The 19247-nt window shown below is 48.8% G+C and carries 20 protein-coding genes; 17 read left to right on the top strand and 3 right to left on the bottom strand.

The window, feature by feature from the left end:
* Positions 1-2: 2 nt before the first annotated feature.
* Positions 3-515 (bottom strand): RNA pyrophosphohydrolase, encoded by a 513-nt coding sequence (gene rppH / locus DET62_RS07770; RefSeq protein ID WP_011233763.1) that lies wholly within the window; start codon positions 513-515, stop codon positions 3-5.
* A 94-nt stretch (positions 516-609) separates the two neighbouring features.
* Here rppH and mutH point away from each other — a divergent pair, with 94 nt between their 5' ends.
* Both mutH and DET62_RS07780 read left to right on the top strand, forming a co-directional pair.
* A complete protein-coding gene (mutH, locus tag DET62_RS07775; RefSeq protein ID WP_110013610.1) occupies positions 610-1284 on the top strand; it encodes a DNA mismatch repair endonuclease MutH in 675 nt (224 codons plus the stop codon).
* Positions 1285-1318: 34 nt separating this feature from the next.
* Positions 1319-1981, top strand: a complete 663-nt coding sequence (locus DET62_RS07780) for a DUF2982 domain-containing protein (RefSeq protein ID WP_110013609.1) — start codon at positions 1319-1321, stop codon at positions 1979-1981.
* A gap of 94 nt (positions 1982-2075) precedes the next feature.
* Here DET62_RS07780 and DET62_RS07785 read toward each other — a convergent pair whose 3' ends face one another.
* On the bottom strand, positions 2076-2810 hold the full coding sequence (locus DET62_RS07785) for an EAL domain-containing protein (protein WP_034818477.1): 735 nt from the start codon (positions 2808-2810) through the stop codon (positions 2076-2078).
* A 153-nt stretch (positions 2811-2963) separates the two neighbouring features.
* Here DET62_RS07785 and DET62_RS07790 point away from each other — a divergent pair, with 153 nt between their 5' ends.
* The 8 genes from DET62_RS07790 to arcA all read left to right on the top strand — a co-directional run bounded on the left by DET62_RS07790 (position 2964) and on the right by arcA (position 11003).
* Positions 2964-3386, top strand: coding sequence for a RimK/LysX family protein (locus tag DET62_RS07790; RefSeq protein ID WP_011233759.1), 423 nt, complete (start codon positions 2964-2966; stop codon positions 3384-3386).
* A complete protein-coding gene (rimK, locus tag DET62_RS07795) occupies positions 3383-4288 on the top strand; it encodes a 30S ribosomal protein S6--L-glutamate ligase (protein ID WP_011233758.1) in 906 nt (301 codons plus the stop codon). The genes DET62_RS07790 and rimK overlap by 4 nt, the downstream gene beginning before the upstream one ends.
* Position 4289: 1 nt before the next feature.
* Positions 4290-5312, top strand: a complete 1023-nt coding sequence (locus DET62_RS07800) for a succinylglutamate desuccinylase/aspartoacylase family protein (RefSeq protein WP_034818479.1) — start codon at positions 4290-4292, stop codon at positions 5310-5312.
* A complete protein-coding gene (locus DET62_RS07805; RefSeq protein ID WP_034818480.1) occupies positions 5302-5658 on the top strand; it encodes an Hpt domain-containing protein in 357 nt (118 codons plus the stop codon). The genes DET62_RS07800 and DET62_RS07805 overlap by 11 nt, the downstream gene beginning before the upstream one ends.
* 78 nt (positions 5659-5736) lie before the next feature.
* Positions 5737-7443 carry a FapA family protein gene (locus tag DET62_RS07810; protein WP_110013608.1) on the top strand — a complete coding sequence of 569 codons (1707 nt, stop codon included), beginning with the start codon at positions 5737-5739 and terminating at the stop codon, positions 7441-7443.
* Between the two features lie 16 nt (positions 7444-7459).
* The gene (locus tag DET62_RS07815) at positions 7460-8464 is read left to right on the top strand and encodes a class I SAM-dependent methyltransferase (RefSeq protein ID WP_034818482.1); all 1005 of its coding nucleotides are present in this window, start codon (positions 7460-7462) and stop codon (positions 8462-8464) included.
* A gap of 96 nt (positions 8465-8560) precedes the next feature.
* Entirely contained in the window at positions 8561-10180 is a 1620-nt protein-coding gene (locus DET62_RS07820; RefSeq protein WP_011233753.1) for an ATP-binding protein, read from the top strand.
* Between the two features lie 100 nt (positions 10181-10280).
* On the top strand, positions 10281-11003 hold the full coding sequence (gene arcA, locus DET62_RS07825; RefSeq protein ID WP_034818483.1) for a two-component system response regulator ArcA: 723 nt from the start codon (positions 10281-10283) through the stop codon (positions 11001-11003).
* Here the strand turns inward: arcA and DET62_RS07830 are convergent.
* Positions 10997-11347, bottom strand: coding sequence for an Hpt domain-containing protein (locus tag DET62_RS07830; RefSeq protein WP_034818550.1), 351 nt, complete (start codon positions 11345-11347; stop codon positions 10997-10999). The genes arcA and DET62_RS07830 overlap by 7 nt on opposite strands.
* 199 nt (positions 11348-11546) lie before the next feature.
* Between DET62_RS07830 and folE2 the strand changes: the two genes are divergently transcribed.
* The 7 genes from folE2 (at position 11547) to DET62_RS07865 (ending at position 18885) form a co-directional block, all read left to right on the top strand.
* Positions 11547-12473, top strand: a complete 927-nt coding sequence (folE2, locus tag DET62_RS07835) for a GTP cyclohydrolase FolE2 (protein WP_011233750.1) — start codon at positions 11547-11549, stop codon at positions 12471-12473.
* Between the two features lie 92 nt (positions 12474-12565).
* A complete protein-coding gene (locus tag DET62_RS07840) occupies positions 12566-13117 on the top strand; it encodes a DUF2726 domain-containing protein (protein ID WP_034818485.1) in 552 nt (183 codons plus the stop codon).
* A 24-nt stretch (positions 13118-13141) separates the two neighbouring features.
* Positions 13142-14098: a cobalamin biosynthesis protein gene (locus DET62_RS07845; RefSeq protein ID WP_110013607.1), complete on the top strand. Its 957-nt coding sequence runs from the start codon at positions 13142-13144 to the stop codon at positions 14096-14098.
* 49 nt (positions 14099-14147) lie between these two features.
* Entirely contained in the window at positions 14148-15158 is a 1011-nt protein-coding gene (locus DET62_RS07850; protein WP_110013606.1) for an adenosine kinase, read from the top strand.
* A 47-nt stretch (positions 15159-15205) separates the two neighbouring features.
* On the top strand, positions 15206-16585 hold the full coding sequence (gene ahcY, locus DET62_RS07855; protein WP_034818488.1) for an adenosylhomocysteinase: 1380 nt from the start codon (positions 15206-15208) through the stop codon (positions 16583-16585).
* Positions 16585-17154 (top strand): GNAT family N-acetyltransferase, encoded by a 570-nt coding sequence (locus tag DET62_RS07860; RefSeq protein ID WP_034818489.1) that lies wholly within the window; start codon positions 16585-16587, stop codon positions 17152-17154. Before ahcY ends, DET62_RS07860 begins: the two co-directional genes overlap by 1 nt.
* 411 nt (positions 17155-17565) lie before the next feature.
* Entirely contained in the window at positions 17566-18885 is a 1320-nt protein-coding gene (locus tag DET62_RS07865) for an FAD-binding oxidoreductase (RefSeq protein WP_110013605.1), read from the top strand.
* Positions 18886-19247: the final 362 nt, after the last annotated feature.

A 19247-nucleotide genomic window follows, 5' to 3' on the forward strand; every position in this document is an offset into this window, starting at 1 on the left:
ATTTAACGTTTGCGCCTGTGCTGACGCCCTCCCGAAGCTCGAAATGGCATCGCCTGCGTGGCAAACTCTTTCATCACCCGACGATATACATCGCGCTTGAAGGATACGACCTGCCGCACCGGGTACCAATAACTGACCCAGCGCCAGCCATCAAATTCAGGGTGGCCTGAATGTAAAACATCTACGTCTTCTTCACGACATTTTAGCCGTAACAAAAACCACTTTTGCTTTTGTCCAACACACATGGGCCGCTGTTCACGTCGAATTAAGCGCTTTGGCAAGCGATAACGCAACCACTGTCGGCTGGTGTACAGAATTTCAACCTGCTCCGGCTTTAACCCGACCTCTTCGTAGAGTTCGCGGTACATTGCCTGCTCAGGGGTCTCGCCTTCGTGAATTCCTCCTTGCGGAAATTGCCAGCTTTGCTGGTTAATTCGACGAGCCCAAAATACCTGCCCATGCCCGTTACAGATGACGATTCCTACGTTTGCCCGGAACCCTTCTGCATCTATCACGCGAGCATCCTCAATTATTCTCTGTTACAGTGGATTCTTCCATAAAGCCCGGTTGCGGGCAAATGCTGATTCACTATTTACGAAGATTTAAGTCATGACCGACAAGCCACAACGCCCTCAGTCCATTGATGAATTGTTTCAGCGCGCGGCGGCTTTAGCCGGCCGTACATTTGCTGATCTGGCCGCTGAAACCGAATTAAAGGTACCCAAAGATTTGCGCCGCGATAAAGGCTGGGTAGGACAACTACTGGAGCTGCAACTGGGCGCCACTGCGGGCTCTAAGCCCACGCAGGACTTCCCTGAGCTGGGTGTTGAACTCAAAACGCTGCCGGTAACGCCCGACGGTGAACCGCTGGAAACCACTTTTGTCTGTACCGCTCCTTTAGTAAATATTCAGGGAGTCCAATGGACCACTTCTAACGTACGAAATAAATTACAACAGGTGTTGTGGCTGCCCATTGACGGCCGCCGCGAAGTGCCTTTAGCCAAGCGGGTAGTTGGCAGTGCGTTTTTGTGGATACCTAGCGAACAGGAAGAAGCCTTGCTGCGCAACGACTGGGAAGAGCATATGGACCGTATTGCTTTGGGCCAGGTTGAGAGTATTACCGCACGTCAGGGGGAAGCCATGCAAATTCGCCCCAAAGCCGCAGACGGTTCGGCGCTGACCGAGGCCATTGGCCCGGAAGGTACTATAATTGAAGTGCGCCCACGGGGCTTTTATCTTAAGAAGGATTTCACCCGGCAGATATTGCAGCGGATGTTTATGTAATCCGAGGAATCATCGGTTGTACACAGGAGAAACTATGCAATTTAATGTCAGTCCTCAGGCTAAGCGCAATGCATTAACCTTTTGTGGGTTGGCGGTATTGTTGTTTGCGCTACTGGTTTTCCTTCATCTGGTGCGAGACGATATTCCGGTGGGTGTTACTGTGGTGCTCGGCGCAACGTCCGGCATATTCTTGCTGTTAGGCATTGGTAAAGTGATAGAGCCTCCGGTTTCACTGGTGATAACCGAAGACGGCATTCGTTATTTGCACCGCCGTGGACAATGGCAGATTCGCTGGGAAAATATTATCCGTTACGACGTTCCCCGAGTGAACCGGGTGCTGGAGCTTGAAGACGCCCCCTTTCTGGGGTTCCGGTTGTATCAGGTTGAAGAAGTGCTGGATGATATTTCGCCCCGGCTTGCTTCTGCCTTATTGTTCGAACAACGTCAGTTGCTGACTATGGCGTTGCGGCATCAGGCACCGGAGCGCGAGGATTATACACCTTATTTTGATATTCCGGACAGTTACATTAGCCCTAATGGCACTGTTTATAAGGGGCTAATTGGTGTGTTTGGTAAGCGCATGGAACAAATGCGGGAATTACTTGGTTACGACCTTTACGTAAGTTCCAATGCGCTGGACCGCGACATTTACGATTTTAAAGCCCATTTGCAGAAGTTACAGGCATCGCGTAAGTAGCCTGACGTTTACGTCAGGAGCGATATATCACCTGACATAAATGTCAGGTTACAGGGCGCACAGAACCAGGATCTCACCTGACATAAATGTCAGGTTACGGGAAATTAATGTCCTGGAAGGCTTCCAGCATGGGTTTCTGGAAGAAGTAGCCTTGCATTAGGGTAATGCCACTGTCGCGCAGGTATTTGTACTCGTCTTCGGTTTCAATACCCTCGGCTATTAGCTGGATACCCAGCTCTTCTGAAATTTGCTGAATGGAACGAACCAGTGTTTGCTTCACTTTATTGTGATTAATGTCCCGAATCAGCTTCATATCAATTTTCAGGATGTCCGGCTGAAAGTCAGCCAATAAATTCAACCCGGCGTAACCGGCACCAAAGTCATCGATGGCGGTTCTGAACCCCTCTTTACGATAAGCTTCAAACACTTCCACCAGAAACTCCTGGCTCACAACCTGTTCCTGCTCAGTCACCTCAAAAATAATTTTATTCCGGTCAAACCCGGTTTTGCGGGCTGTCGATAAAGTGGTTGCCAGGCAGGTTTCCGGTTCGTAAATGGCGTTAGGCATAAAATTAATGCTCAAACTGCCCGGTAATTGAATACGAGAAGCTGTCTCTATTGCCTTAACCCGACAGGTTTGATCAAAAGTGTACTTGTTGTCTTCAGTCACTTGCCCCAATATTCGTCCGGCACCCTCGCCGTTTTCTCCGCGAACCAGAGCCTCGTGTGCGAATACGCTTTTCCTGGAAATATCGACAATGGGCTGAAAGGCCATTTTAATGCCAAACCCCAAAGGTTTTCGACAATCACAAGATGGGCAAACAGACATGAGCTATCCTTAAGTTGAGTCTTATTACTAAGTATCTTATTAAACCTAGCAGTTTTCAAAACGAACGTAAAAATTATGGCTATCGATCAATAAAAATTGCGTTTTACCAAAAATACTGTATTAAGCATTCAAGATTTACAACAAGGTAGCACAATGACAACAATTGGCTGGCAAGAGTGGGGAGCACTTCCTGAACTCAATATTAATCTGATTCATATGAAAGTCGATACTGGCGCCAAAACTTCGTGTTTACACGCGTTCAAACTTGAACCTTTTGAACGCGACGGCCAGGAATGGTTGCGTATTTTTATGCACCCGGAGCAAGGCTCTTTGCGCGAACAAGTGTGCGAAGCCCCGGTATTTGATAAACGTGAAGTAACCGACTCCGGCGGTCATACTGAAACCCGTTATGTGATCCGAACCCGATTACAACTGGGTAAGTTTGACCAGGCGGTCGAACTGACATTAACTAATAGAGACACCATGAAGTTCCGTATGTTATTGGGTCGACAAGCCATGCGCGGAAACTTTATCGTAGATCCACAAGCCTCTCACTTATTAGGAGAAGAGCAATGAGAATTGCGATTTTATCGCGTAACGCCTCACTTTATTCAACTCGCCGCTTAGTGGAAGCCGCTGAAGAGCGTGGACACGAAGTTGACGTGCTTAACCCGCTAAGATGTTACATGAACATTAATGCGCGTGAATCATCTATCCATAAGCACGGCAAGGAACTGCCCCACTACGACTGCGTTATTCCGCGTATTGGAGCGTCAGTGACCTTTTATGGCACCGCTGTTTTGCGCCAGTTTGAAATGATAGGCAGCTATCCGTTAAATGAGTCGGTTGCCATTTCCCGTAGCCGCGACAAGTTGCGCTCGCTGCAATTGCTGTCGCGAAAAGGCATAGGCCTGCCGACAACTGGTTTTGCCAGTCAGCCACAGGACATTCCTGACCTCATTGACATGGTTGGCGGTGCACCGCTGGTTATTAAATTGCTGGAAGGTACTCAGGGCATTGGTGTGGTGTTAGCCGAAACCCGTCAGGCCGCTGAAAGTGTTATTGAAGCCTTTATGGGTCTGCACTCCAACTTTATGGTGCAGGAATACATTAAAGAAGCTGGTGGTGCGGACATTCGCTGTTTGGTTATTGGCGACAAAGTCATTGCAGCAATGAAGCGCCAGGCAAAAGCCGGTGAGTTTCGTTCAAATTTGCACCGTGGCGGCAGCGCGTCACTAGTTAAGCTAACTCCGGCTGAGCGCGCAACGGCGGTTAAAGCCGCTAAAACCATGGGGCTTAACGTAGCGGGTGTGGATATCTTACGCTCTAACCACGGTCCATTAGTTATGGAAGTGAACTCGTCACCAGGGCTTGAAGGTATTGAACAGGCAACCGAGAAAGACGTTGCGTCGCAAATTATTACCTTCCTTGAGAAAAACGCCAAAGCGCATAAAACCCGTACCAAAGGGCAAGGATAAAATGAACGGTTTTGAACTGGCTGGACAATGGGTAGAGCCGGGATCGCATCAGCATATAACTCTGCCCGCGTTGCGTTTGTATAACGACGCACCGCTGGACTTACGCATAGATGTGTTTCATGGCACCAAGCCCGGCCCCGTATTGCTGGTTTGCGCGGCTATTCATGGTGATGAGCTGAACGGCATTGAAGTTTGCCGACGCTTAATTAATACCACCGACGCCCGCACGCTCAGCGGCACTTTAGTCGTGGTGCCTATTGTTAACTTATTTGGGTTTATTCAGCAGTCTCGATACTTGCCTGACCGGCGTGATTTAAACCGTTGCTTTCCCGGCTCGGAACGCGGTGCTCTGGGAAGTCGTATGGCGTATTTGTTCAGTGAAGAGCTGGTCAAAAAGTCGACCCACATTGTGGACTTGCACACGGGAGCTATTCACCGCAGTAACCTGCCGCAAATTCGGGTAGACGTTGAAAACGAAAAAGCACTGGCCATGGCGAAGGTTTTCAGCACGCCGGTTATTCTGCACTCTAAAGAGCGCGACGGTTCCTTGCGGGCTTTAGCCAATGAGCTCGGTATTCCTCTCATTTTATATGAGGCAGGTGAAGGACTGCGCTTTGATGAGGCCTCGATAAGTGCCGGCGTTATTGGCGTACAGAATGTAATGAAGCACTTAAAAATGATGAAAGGCCGCCGTCGTGGTCGTCGTATTACACCTGTCATTGCCCGTCGTTCCACCTGGGTTCGGGCAGAACGCGACGGCCTTATTATTCCCAAAGTTGAGCTAGGACAAACCATTCAGAAACAACAAGTATTAGCCTTAAGCGTTAACCCGCATGGTGGCGAAGGCGATGCGGTTGAATCTCCGGTACGCGGCATTATTATAGGCTGCAGTAATATTCCGGTAGCTAATGAAGGCGAAGCCTTATTCAACGTTGCACAGTTTGATAAAGACGCCATGTCGGACGCTACCGAAAGCGTTGATTCTTTTACCGAGGTTTACGAGAACAAACCTTATGAGCAGTAATTCAGTACAGATTGATTTTAACCGCGGTCTGCGCCATTGTGATAACCAGCACAACCTCTACCGGGAAGTGCTGAACTGTTACCTGGAACAGTTTGCTCCTTTGCTGAATACAGAGGACTTATTAGAAGATGTTGAAGCGGCCCGCTTACAGTTACATACGTTAAAAAGTTTAAGTGCTACTATTGGCGCGACTGACTTGAGCCTTTTGGCTGCACAACTTTTCAAAAACTGGCAGCAGAAGACTTATGAGCAGCGCGCTGAAGCAATTACACAAGTTAACGTTGAATTAGCCGCAGTGAATGAAAAAATAGCAAGCTACTGTAATGAAGTTGTCCTGGACGATTAAAATTAATACAAAAAAGGGTAAACATTCGTTAAAATAGCCCGATAAAAATTATAACAACAATTAGAGTACAGGCGCCCTATGTCCAGTCCGGTCAGTTTCCGGGTTTCTGAAAGAGATGTGTACATCAGTATTGATGCCGGCACCCCTCCCTCAGAGGTCAAAGCAGATAAACTACAGCAAGCTTGGCAGGCTTCTAAGTTTTCGGCTGCAAAATTGCTTGATCCACAAATGCTGCTGCAAACCGCAACAAAGTATTCCCAGCATTACAGTAAAGACTCTAACAGCAGCATTCCCTTTCAAGTCGCTATTGCCGAGATTTTTGACGCTGATTTAAATTTGCAAGTAAGCGACGATGATATGAAAGTCACTGCCAGCGGTATTGTCGGTTATGGCGGCAAAGCCCTGACGCAGGAATCTATCATTGCCAAGCTGAAGGAAAAGAAAATCACCTCGGGCATTCAGCGCAAGGCTATTGACGCCTTGGTTGAACACACTAATGAAGCTCCACCCGGTGCTGAGCTATCGGTTACCGTGGCCAAGGGAAAATACCCTATCAATGGCAGCAATGCCAAATTTAAACCCCTGACAGATGATGCTCGAAAACGCGTGTTACGCCCTCAGTTGCGTGAAGACGGTACGGCGGACATGCGCGATTTAGGAGCCGAAGTCACGGTTGATCCAGACTCTCCGCTATTGCAGAAGATACCTCCGAGCAAAGGTCGTGTTGGCTTTACTGTTTTTGGCCAGGAACTGGAAGCCCGCGACGGTGAGGACCGCGACTTTAAACCCGGTGAAGGCACTCGTGTTAGCGATACCGATGCCAATTTAATTGTTGCAGACCGGACCGGCATGCCCAGCTTTAACGAAAACAGCGTGCAGGTTGATGATGTTATGCAGTTAAACAACGTCGATGTATCAACTGGTCACGTTAAGTTTAAGGGCAGCGTGATTGTCACCGGCAATGTCAGTGAAGGAATGAAGGTAACTTGTACAGGCGACATTACGGTAGGTGGCTATGTCGATTCAGCCGAGTTACATGCCGAAGGCAATATCACGGTGCGTAAAGGTTGTATCGGTCACCTGATTCATTCAGGCGATAATGCTGAGAACGACGAAGACGCCGATGAATGGATACCCGATGTGTCCACCAAGCTTGTTGCCGGTGGTTCCATCTGGTGTGCCTATGCTCAGTATTCCTACTTTGAAGCTCAAACCGGTGTGAATACGGACAAACAGTTAACCCATTGCCATGTCATAACCAAAGGACCGCTGGCCATTGGTGGTGAAGGCCGTAATGCCCGCGGCAAACTCATTGGTGGCACTATTGAAACCTGTGATCATGTCTATTGTGGACAGCTGGGCGCTCCGGCTGGCACTAAAACCCGTATTTACTGGTCGCTTCCGCCCGCTGACCCCCAGTCACTTCAGCACTTAAACAGTATGCGTGCGCTGCTGGCAAAAACTCTGGCCAGAGTAAAAGTGGTACAGCAGGGGTTAAACCGTTGCGACAAACTGGAAGATGGCGTGAAAAAACTCGAATACCAGAAAAAGCTAAAAATTGAGTTACGCAAACTTAAAGCTCGCATTGTTAATACCCGAACCAGCATAGATTCGATACTGGAAGCATTCGAAAACCACCCCGTTTTGCGCACTATGGTCAGCAAAGAAGTCTTCCCGGGTATTTTGTTTATCTTTAAAGAGAAAAGTCTGCGCATAAAAGAACATCGAAATGGTACAATGTTCTTACTTCAGGACAAAAAACTACGAGTAGACAGCTTGCTCTAAGCCGTTGAGTATCACTATGTCAGCTGCAATTTTATCTATGCTTGGACGTCAGTCCGGGCAACCCTGGGCTAATGGCTCATTATTGGTTATTCATCCCGGTGGTGGCGAATTATCTGCCTTACCTAATGCCTCGGCCTGGAGTTTTCACGCGGGTCACGCGGCTTATTGGAAAGCAGCCGGGCGCCCGGTTTTTTGCCAAATTCAACCTCCTAACCTTAGTCATTACGACGGTGTTTTATTTCTGGTAGCAAAGGAAAAAGAGCTGAATCAGTATTTACTGGAACAGTTAGCGTCGTTACCAACTGGCACTCCGGTATGGTTTGCCGGCGAAAAACGCTCTGGTATTCAACCTTTAATGAAACATTTGCCTGCCTGGTTACAGCCGCCGCAGAAACTGGCTTCGGCAAACCATTGCCTGCTTTTTGCCAGTGAACGCAATGAGCAGGTTCATCAAAGCGCCTCGGTTGAGGACTACGCCAAAAACATCACTTATGAATTAAACCAGCAACAAGAGTCTTTTGTTACTTTGCCTGGCGTATTCAGTCGTGAGCATATTGACCCGGCAACTTTGCTGTTACTGCAACATATTAAGGATCTACCCAAAGGCCGCGGTATGGATTTTGCCTGCGGTGCGGGAGTTATCGCTAAGCAGTTAGCTTCAGTGGCCACTGAACTTATGGCCTGTGATGTGAGTCCTATTGCCATTGCCGCCAGTGAGATAACACTGGCCAATGAACCAATAACACCCGAGTTGCGTTTAGCCGATGGCATACCGGAAAATGCCGGACAGTTTGATTTCATTGTCAGTAATCCCCCGTTTCACACCGGACAGAGAACCGACTATGAAATTGCACGGAAATTTATTAGCAATGCCCGGCAACACCTTAATAAACAAGGTGCTTTTAGAGTCGTTGCTAACCGTTTTCTGCCCTGGCCAGAGGTTATTGAATCGGTGTTTGGCAACTGCAGTGTTATAGCCGATAATGGCCGTTATCGTGTTTACCATGCAACTTGTCGATAAATAACCCGTTTTTTTGTTTAACTGATGCCTTTTTTGTTAACGCTTTGCTAACATTAGTAAACATATAATTTTTTCAGAGATTGAGCCGTAGACTGAATGCATACCATTTCACTGAAGCGCATACTGATTTATATCGTGTTGTTGGTCACCAGCTTCGCGCTTCTCGTCGGTTTTACGGTTAATATTGTGAGTCAGGTTGCACAATATCAGGAATCATTGCATGACCAGGCTTTGTCTTATTCCCGCATTGTGGCTGGCAACGCTGCCAGCAGCTTAGTTTTTAATGACAACGCTAACGAAAAACAACGCCTGAGTTCATTAGAGAACACCTCGTTTATTCAGCATGTTCATGTCTACAAAATGGATGAAACCAGTAACGAACTGACCTTTTTCTCGAGCTACAATAAAAAAGGCCTGCCCCCTATTCCGGCGCGGTTCGCTAAACTGGATAAACTGACAACACCGCAAACTAACGACAACTACATTGAAGTTTCTCAGCCCGTAGTACTTGACGATGAAGTCATTGGTTACGTGTATTTGCGTGGCTCACTGGAGCAGGCCCGCTTATTCATGTGGCGCTCAATTGGCATTGCCAGCGTGGTTTTCGTACTGACACTGCTACTTTGCTGGCTAATAACTTTGCGCTTGCGAAAGACTATTGTCACGCCATTAGACAGCGTAGTTGATGTGATTTCTCAGGTTGCCCGGGACAAAAACTATTCATTGCGCCTGGCGCCGTCAAAGCTGGTTGAATTCGATATGATGGCGCACGCATTTAACACCATGCTTGATCGTGTGCAGCAACACATTAGCCGGCAGCGCCGGGCCGAAGAAGAAGCCAGTCAGTTAAATACCGAGCTGGAACGTCAGGTTACTCAGCGTACCCAGGCACTAAAAGAATCCAACAGTGAGCTGCTTAAAACACTGGAACAACTGCACCAGTATCAGGGGCAACTGGTTGAATCGGAAAAAATGGCGTCACTGGGCGACATGGTGGCCGGTATTGCCCACGAGGTTAATACACCAATAGGTCTGTCAGTTACCGCTTCCACTTTGCTGCAGGACAAATTAACGATAATGCAGGAGAAATTCGACGAGAAGCGAATTTCAACCTCAGAGTTCGAGCGCTTTTTAAGTGATTGCGATGAAAACCTGCAAATTATTTACCGTAATTTGGGCCGGGCGGCGGATCTGGTTACCAGCTTCAAGCAGGTGGCAGTTGATCAGTCATCAGAAATTGACCGGGATATTCATATTCCGTCGTTCATGAACGATGTTCTTATTTCGGTTAAGCCCAGACGCCTGGATCCGGAGAAATTCCCTATCCGTATTTCATGCCCTGAAGGGCTGACTGTGCGCGCTAAAGCCGGACCGTTAAATCAGGTGCTGATTAACCTTATTGTCAATTCTATGATCCATGCTTTTGAAGGGTATAGCAGCGGACGAGTGGACATTAGCTTTACTATGGTAGGTGATGACAAGCTGGAAATGGTTTATACCGACAATGGTAAAGGTGTTCCCAGTGATATTAACCGTAAAATATTTGACCCTTTTGTGACCACCAAACGAGGTTCCGGCGGCAGCGGGCTGGGTCTGCATTTGGTCTACAATTTAGTGACTCAGGTACTGGGCGGAAACATTCACTTCTTTAGTGAAGAAAAGAACGGCGTGGAGTTTATTGTCCGTTTTCCTGTCACTTTGGTCAGCAATGCTTGAAAAATCTCAAACAAAAGTCATAATGTAACGTCATAACTTTTATAAATATAAGTTCAACACCGTACGCACAGCGACGAACTTTCCGGGAAAATCAACGCTTATGAATGCCAGAATACTGATTGTTGAAGACGAAGTTGTTACGCGCCAGACCCTCACACGTCTATTCCAACAAGAAGGCTACGAAGTTTTTGATGCTGCTGATGGCCTGCAAATGGAAAACATCATGCGTCAGGAACGTGTGGATGTCGTAATTATGGACGTCAATTTGCCAGGTAAAAATGGTCTGGAACTTGCGGAATCCTTACGTGAAAGCGACAACATTGGGTTAATTTTCTTAACCGGTCGTGACAGCGAAGATGACCGCCTGTTAGCACTGGAGTTAGGGGCTGATGACTACCTCATTAAACCTTATAACCCAAAAGAGCTGACAATTCGTGTACGCAACCTGTGTCGCCGTATTGAAGCATCACGCTCAGGCAGTCCGGTTGAAAACAACAGTGTTGAATTCCAGTTCCATGGCTGGCGTTTGAACAGCGACAGTCGCTGCCTGTACTCACCGGAAAACCAAATGTTCCGCTTGCCGAAAAGTGAGTATCGTGCGTTGGAGTTATTTTTATCTAACCCGGGCCGCATTCTTGACCGTGAAACTCTGGTTAAACGTATGCTGGATCGAGAACTGCGTCCGAATGACCGTACCGTTGACGTTGCCATTCGCCGAATTCGTCGGCATTTCGAGTCTCACCCGGAAACACCGAACTTAATAACCACCATCCATGGTGAAGGCTATCGCTTTATCGGCGAGGTTGATCAGCAAGCTCAGTGATGCTCAGCTAACCAGGCATCAATTTGGCGTCGGTGCGGAATAACCGCATCGGCCCATTCAATTAATAAACGCTCAGCTACCGGCCACTCCCACTCTTCTTTCTCAATCTTTTCCATCAGCTTAGATAACTCAGTTAAACCGACTGAACCGCAAGCACCTTTAACTTTATGCGCCTGTTTGCGTAGCTCGTCTTCATTACGGCTTTTAGCTGCCTGATGCAATAATTGCGCATAGCTTTGAATAATACCGTCAAAAGTCGCCAGCGTTGAATTCACGCCTTCAACGCCTAAGGTATCGACGTATTGCTGTAATAACTCGGTGTCTATCGCCGATTTTTCTGCCATCTTTTTATGCTCCATCAATCCAAAACCCTATCCTCGGCGTATTCCTGTTTTGAGTCAACCACTGTGCAGACAGAATCGATTAGGGCAATCGGTGTCACCTGGTGAAATTCTGCGATATAATGCCCACCTTTAGACTGAGCCTCATTGATCAAGATCAAACAGGCCGGACAATATTCACGACACTTGGAGTTCACAACGAATGCCAACAGTTATGCCCGACGTAGCCAACCAAACGCAGGCCCAGACAGAGGGAGCTCTCGATTGGGTTGGCATGAGCAATATTGAAGTTCCATTGATGGTAGCAGCAGCCGGCGTACCAGAACGCCCGGTAGCAGCTAAAGTGGAAGCTTTTGTCAATCTGAAAAACCCGAAAACCAAGGGTATTCACATGTCTCGCTTGTATTTGTTGCTGGACAAAATGTCGACCGAAGGTGAGCTCAGTCACGATACTTTAAAGCAGTTGCTGAATGACTTTATCGAAAGCCATAAAGACATCAGTGATCAGGCCTTTATTAAGTTTGATTTTGACTATCACCTGCGCCGCAAATCGCTGATTAGCAAAAAGCAGGGCTGGAAAGCGTACCCCGTCAGCTTAACCGGCCGCTACGATGCGGGTCAGTTAAAGCTGGAGTTGTCTGTCGATGTCCCTTATTCATCGACTTGCCCTTGCTCTGCGGCTTTAGCGCGCCAGTTAATTCAGGATGCCTTTAGCGAGAAATTTGCCGGTCAGGAACAGGTAGATGCCAGCATCATGCACGAGTGGCTGGGTTCCACCGAAGGTATTGTTGCAACACCGCACAGCCAACGTTCAGTTGCTGAGGTTAAAGTTGCCTTAAGCGACAGTGTTAATGACTTTCCCATTGTAGAACTCATTGACGCCATTGAAGGGGCTCTTAAAACACCAGTACAAGCGGCCGTTAAACGTGAAGACGAGCAAGAGTTTGCGCGTTTAAATGGACAGAACCTGATGTTCTGTGAGGACGCCTCGCGTCGCTTACAACATCAGTTAAACCAGATGTCGAACTTCCGTGATTTCTGGTTGCGGGTTAACCATTACGAGTCACTGCACGCACACGACGCGGTGAGTGTCACGACCAAAGGTGTTCCCGGCGGTTACTCGGCATAGCCTTGGTTAAATAAATTCCATAAGCAGCCATAGCTGGCACAGCTTTTGCTTCACACCTCACAGAGCGTCAATTTTCTGATGAGGTGTGAAAAATGGAAATTATCCTGTTGTTGTTTGTTGTAGTGTTAATTGCGGTGGCTATTATTGCCAGCCGAATGTCTGAAAACTATGTACCCTACCCCTATAAGCTAAAAGACGTTTCCTTGTGCACCGCGCAGGAAGATCAGTTTTTGACACTATTGGAAAAGTCGGTCGGCGACAGCTTCCGCATATTCACCAAAGTTCGTTTAAGCGACATTGTTACCGTGCGCTCAGGTTTATCCTCTACCGCACGCAAAGATGCCCACAACAAAGCCAGCCAACGCATTCTTGACTACGTGTTATGCGATATTCACACCATGCAGGTTAAAGCAGCTATTGAGCTGGAGCCAGGTCAGTCGTCAATGAACCAGCAGAAACGTAACTTATTCCTGAAGAACACCTTATCTGCTGCCGGACTGCCGTTCCTGCGCTTTAAAGCAAAACCCGGCTATCGCGTTGCCGAGCTGCACGACTACATTCACGGTAAAATCCGTCAGGCTGAACATGTTCGTGCTGCGGTACCAACAAATAAAGATAAGAATAACCAGCCGATTGCCGCTTAACTTGCTCCGTGGCAGTATAGCTGCATGAACACGGAACTTTTAACCGACATATTATTATCACCTGTCGCTCTGGCTCTGCTGGCTTTGCTAGCAGAGCGCTGGTTTCCCTGGCCAGAGCAGTGGCACCCCTTTGCCGTTTTGCGGCTAATGGCCGCCTACATGAGCGGCAAGGTTAACAAACCCAACCGCCCTGTCGGCCAACAGCGCCTTGCCGGTTTTTTGGCGTGGTTAACTATGTCACTGCTGGTATTGCTGCCAGCAGCTATTGTATTTGCCGGTGCTGAAGTGTCTTTGGCTATTGGCTGGCTAATTTTACTGGTGAGTCTGCGTCAGCAGCCCGTCAGTCACGCCATAAAATTAGCCGATAGCCACCTGCAACGCGGCCGCAAGAATGCCGCCCGCGCCTGGCTAAGCCGCATAACCTGGCGCGACTGCGACTTACTGAGTGAACATGGCATTGCCAAAACCAGCATCGAACTGCGCGCAACCAGCATTCTGGAGCATCGCTTTACGCCTTTGCTCTTCTGGTTTGTTGGTGGGCCACTAGCGGCACTTGGGGTACGAACCCTTTCCGAACTGACTCAGGTTTGGCCGGTTGCACAGGCAAAGTACCGACACTTTGGTCTGGCAACACACTGGCTTCACACCGTAACCCATTTCTTGCCTTCATTTTTGCTGGCCTTGGCTGCACGGTTTATAGCGCTATTTCAGCGTAATAAATTCAGGCTGCAGCCGTTAAAACGTAACCCTTTGTTCTCTACTATTCTGCTCAGCTGGATACAAAGCTTCAGCTATTGTCACCGGGTCAGTTTGGGCGGGCCTATACAAGTGCAGGGAACTCGTATAGCGAGACAGCGTTTTGAAGGACGTCCCGCCGAGTTGTTGATATCGAGAGCGCCCCGCTGGCAAAGGCAGTGGCAGGTTTTTTTCGTTGCTTGTCTGGTTATTGCACTTTTTGCCTTGTTCATTTATCGACCCTGAGTGACTCATCGGGTATACTACGCGCCCTAATAAGCAACCGTTTAATATTATGAAAACCATTGATGTAGTCGGCATTGGCAATGCGCTGGTGGATCAGGAGTTTGAAGTCTCTGAAGACTTCCTGCAGAAGCACGATTTAAAAAAAGGCATGATGGAGCTGATTGATGAAGACGCTCAAAACACTCTGATTGCAGAACTTAGTCAACTGGGCGAATTGAAAAAGCAAAGCGGCGGTGGCTCAGCAGCTAACTCGTTGGTGGCTTTCGCTCAATTCGGCGGCAAGGCCTACTACTGCTGTAAAGTTGCTGACGACGAAGCCGGCATGTTTTACCGTCAGGATTTAGAACAAATAGGCATAGAAACCAGCCTTCACCAACAGAAGAATCCGGGCACTACTGGGCGCTGTCTGGTTATGGTGACTCCTGACGCCGAACGCACCATGCGTACTCATTTGGGCATAACGGCCGATTTATCTAGCGCGGAAATTGACGACCATGCCATTGCAGCAGCCGACTACCTTTATATTGAAGGTTATTTAATTACCTCAGAAATTGCGCGTGGCGCGATCCAGCATGCGAAAAAAGTGGCACGGGAAAACAATACAAAGCTGGTTATGACTTGCTCTGACCCTGCCATGGTGAAGTTTTTCCGTAGCGGAATTGATGAAATTCTGGATGGTGGTGTCGATTTAATGTTCTGCAACCGCGAAGAAGCAGAATTATTAACCGGTAAGGACGATCCTCAGGCGGCTTTATCCGTATTACTAAAGCAGGCCGACACGGTTGCTATTACTTTAGGTAAAGACGGTGCTGTAATTGCTAACCGTGAACGTCAGGTACATATTCCGGGCGTGCCGGTTAAAGCCATTGATACCAATGGTGCAGGCGACATGTTTGCTGGTGCTATGCTTTATGGTTTAACGCGTAATATGTCGCTGGAAGACGCTGGTCGTTTAGCCAGCCATGCGGCGGCGGAGCTGGTCACTGAATTTGGTCCCCGACTGAATAAAGACCGACAGCAACAATTAATTGAGCGCATTATGAGCGCCCAAACTGCTTGAATTTACTTAAAATTCACTGACAGAAATCACTGAAAAAGAGAGTCACTATGAGTGCAGAAAATTCACAAGACTACAAAGTAGCAGATATTAGCTTAGCCGAATGGGGCCGCAAGGAAATTGCGATTGCTGAATCTGAAATGCCGGCGTTGATGACTATCCGCCGTAAATACGCTGACAGCAAACCACTGGCCGGTGCTCGTATTATTGGCTGTATTCACATGACCATTCAAACAGCTGTGTTGATTGAAACATTGCTTGAACTGGGTGCCGAAGTGCGTTGGTCATCGTGCAACATTTTCTCTACTCAGGATCACGCTGCTGCCGCTATGGCTGCTGCCGGTGTGCCGGTATTTGCCTGGAAAGGTGAAACCGAAGAAGAATACGACTGGTGCTTAAAGCAGACTTGCCATAAAGACGGTGAGTTGTGGGATGCCAACATGATTCTGGACGACGGCGGTGATTTAACCCTGATGATCCACGACGAATTCCCGCAGATGCTGGAGAAAGTTCACGGCATTACTGAAGAAACCACTACCGGTGTTCACCGTTTGCTCGATATGCTGGAAAAAGGCACTCTGAAAGTACCGGCCATTAACGTGAACGATGCTGTAACTAAGTCAAAAAATGACAACAAGTACGGCTGCCGTCATTCACTAAACGATGCCATTAAGCGTTCTACTGACCACTTATTGTCAGGTAAGAAAGCTCTGGTCGTTGGTTATGGTGATGTGGGTAAAGGTTCTGCCGCTAGCCTGCGTCAGGAAGGCATGATTGTTAAAATCAGCGAAATTGACCCAATTTGTGCCATGCAAGCCTGCATGGACGGCTTTGAAGTGGTCTCTCCTTACCTTGAAGGCAAAAACAACGGTACCGGCGACAACATCAACAAAGCCTTGCTGGAAAACACCGACCTGATTGTGACCACAACCGGTAATATGGACGTATGTGACCGTTACATGCTGGCTGCGCTTAAGCCTACTGCCCTGGTTTGTAACATTGGCCACTTTGACAACGAAATTGATACGGCCTTTATGCGCAAAAACTGGCGCTGGGAAGAAATTAAGCCACAGGTTCATAAAATTTACCGTTCAGACGACGACAACGACTACCTGATTCTGTTAGCCGAAGGCCGTCTGGTGAACTTAGGTAATGCAACCGGCCACCCCAGCCGTATTATGGATGGCTCTTTTGCTAATCAGGTACTTGCTCAAATTCACTTGTTCGAGCAGAAATTTGCCGACATGGAAAATAAGAAGCAGGAAGAATATCTGCGTGTAGAAGTTCTGCCTAAGCAACTGGATGAAGAAGTTGCGCGTTATATGGTGCAGGGCTTTGGCGGTGTTATCACTAAGCTGACAGCGGATCAGGCTAACTACATTCACGTTGATGTGGAAGGTCCGTTTAAGACAGACGAGTACCGCTACTAATGAGCGATATTATTTATCGTGAAATAACGGCTGCCGATATGGCGGCCGTTATTGATCTGGCCAATGAAGTTCATGGTGACAACTACCTGAACGAAGAGAGTTTTCAGCAGTATTTAGCCGGCGGTACCGTTGGTAATGTACAGTTGAACTGGATAGCTCTGCGCGGTGAGACCCCATTGGGCGTGCGCATTACCCTGGCGCCCGGACAATGGCCAATTGATGATTTTTGCACCCCAGACGCCTGGCCAATTCCGGCCGATAAGCTGTGCTACTTTAAATGCGCAGCCGTGTCAGAAAAGGCACGCGGTCTGGGCATAGGCAAAGAACTGTTGTTCCGTAGTATTGAAGCCGCCAAAGAGCTGGGCTGCCGTGGTGGTTTAGCACACATTTGGATGCAAAGCCCCAATAACAGTGCCTATGAATATTTCACCCGCTGCGGCGGTGAAATGATTAAGCAACATGAAAAGCGCTGGTACAAAGCCTCAGTAGAAGACGGCTACTACTGCCCAGTATGCGACGGCATCTGCTACTGCAACGCCGGCGAAATGCTGCTGAAATTCGATACGTAAGGCTCCGAATAGCGAGCGCTGAGGTTGCATGGGCTTGGGGCAGACTGCTCACTTGTTTCGCTTGAGCATTGAAGGCCTCTGTGGCGGAGACGCGACGAGCTCATCCATGAGGGCTTGACGAAGGCCATCCATGGCCTTCGACACTCCACCACAGAGGCCTTCAACACTCGTAACGCTCACAAGTGAACAGTCTGCCCCTTTTGCCTCCCTCATAGCGGCTTAAGTTGGCTTTTTATATGAGGCGGGAGATAGTGAGCGCGCCAACGGTTACATAGGGCTATTGTGGAGGTGTGCAGCGGCATGGATGGCGCTGCCCAAGCCCTACACGGATGTATTCACGGGCGCCTCCACAATAGCCCTTGTAACCTCAGCGCTCGCTGTCTTCCCTCTCCGTTTTATAGGTGGGTGTTTATGTATGATCCTTTGGTTAATGCGCCTCCGGGGCCTCATGATGCTCCTGAGCCTAGTTATTGGCAGCAGCATACGCAGGCCGAGTTTCCGGAGTGTGTGGATGCGCCGGAGGAAGTGGGATTTGCTGTTATTGGTGCGGGTTACACGGGCTTAAACGCGGCTCGGGTTCTGGCCGAAAATGGGCATTCTGTTGCAGTATTTGAAGCCAACCAACTGGCCTGGGGTTGTTCGTCGCGTAATGCCGGGTTTGTGATGAAAAGTACCGGCCGACTGGGCTTGTCGGCCTGGGCTGAACGCCTTGGTGCTGACATTGCGCAAGACATTGCCGATGAACATCAAAAGGCACTGCAACTGGTTGAAGAAACTTTGCGTTATTGCCCGTCGCAGTGCCAGCGCCAAAACGGCGGCTACCTGAAAATAGCGCACCGCAACAGCGCCGTGGCACCATTGAAACAACAATATGAGCAGCTTAAAAAGTTTAATCAACCCGTTGAATGGCTCACCCAAAATCAACTCTCGGGGCTTATTTCAAGCCCACAGGCCCATGCCGCATTAGGCTTCACCGACTGCTTTGCTCTTAACCCCATTTTGTTAGCAGCAGCTACCGCGCGAAGGGCAACTGCCGCTGGTGCGCAATTAGTTGAACACTGCCCGGTAACTCAGGCAGTGTCGCTTGGCGGCAAAGGAGTGTATCTGCAAACCGCCAAAGGCTCTGTACGCGCCCGTAAGCTGTTGGTTTGTTCTAATGGCTATACCTCAGGGAAACTGTTGCCGGAGCTTGCCAGCCGCTCGCTACCGGTACTCTCAAGCATTATTACCACCCCACCTCTGAGTAACGAACAGGTTGAGAGTATTAAACTTTCACCTCAATACGCCATAATGGATACACGCATCCTGAAGTATTACTTCCGCTTACTGCCCGATAACCGCTTATTGTTTGGTGGTCGTGGTGCCATTCAAGGGAAAAGCGCAGAGAAGCCGATATATGCTAAACGCTTACTGCAGGCATTACATCAGACTTTCCCGCAACTACGAGAAGTGAACAAATGGGAGTATTTCTGGAGCGGCTGGGTCAGTGTGTCACTGGACGATTACCCGCGAATAGGCAAAGTGAAAGATAATATCTACGCCAGCATGGGTTACTGCGGCGCCGGTGTTAGCTTTACCGCCCTGGCCGGTCAAAGACTGGCAGAAGCCGCCATGGAAAAGCCCCTGCCGGAACTGCCCTACTACCAGTCTCAACTAAAACCCTTCCCATTACCACGCTTCCGCCGCCTAGGCCAATGGCTCTACTACCACTACGGCCGCCTACGCGACTGAGGGGGGACAGGGGCAGGCTGCTCACTTGCTTCGCTTGAGCATTGAAAGCCTCTATGACGGAGACGCGACGAGCTCATCCATGAGAGCTTGACGAAGGCCATCCATGGCCTTCGACACTCCGCCACAGAGGCTTTCAACACTCGTAACGCTCACAAGTGAACAGCCAGCCCTTCTAATCTCTCTCATCACAGCTTAAGTAGCTTCTTAACTGAAGCGGAAGATAGTGAGCGCGCCGACGGTTACACAGGGCTATTGTGGAGGTGTGCAGCGCCATGGATGGCGCTGCCCAAGCCCTACAGGGATGTATTTACGGGCGTCCTCCACAATGGCCCTTGTAACCTCAGCGCTCGCTATTCAGCCCC

The sequence above is a fragment of the Idiomarina sp. H2 genome, from assembly GCF_004364275.1.
Classification (GTDB): Bacteria; Pseudomonadota; Gammaproteobacteria; order Enterobacterales; family Alteromonadaceae; genus Idiomarina; species Idiomarina loihiensis.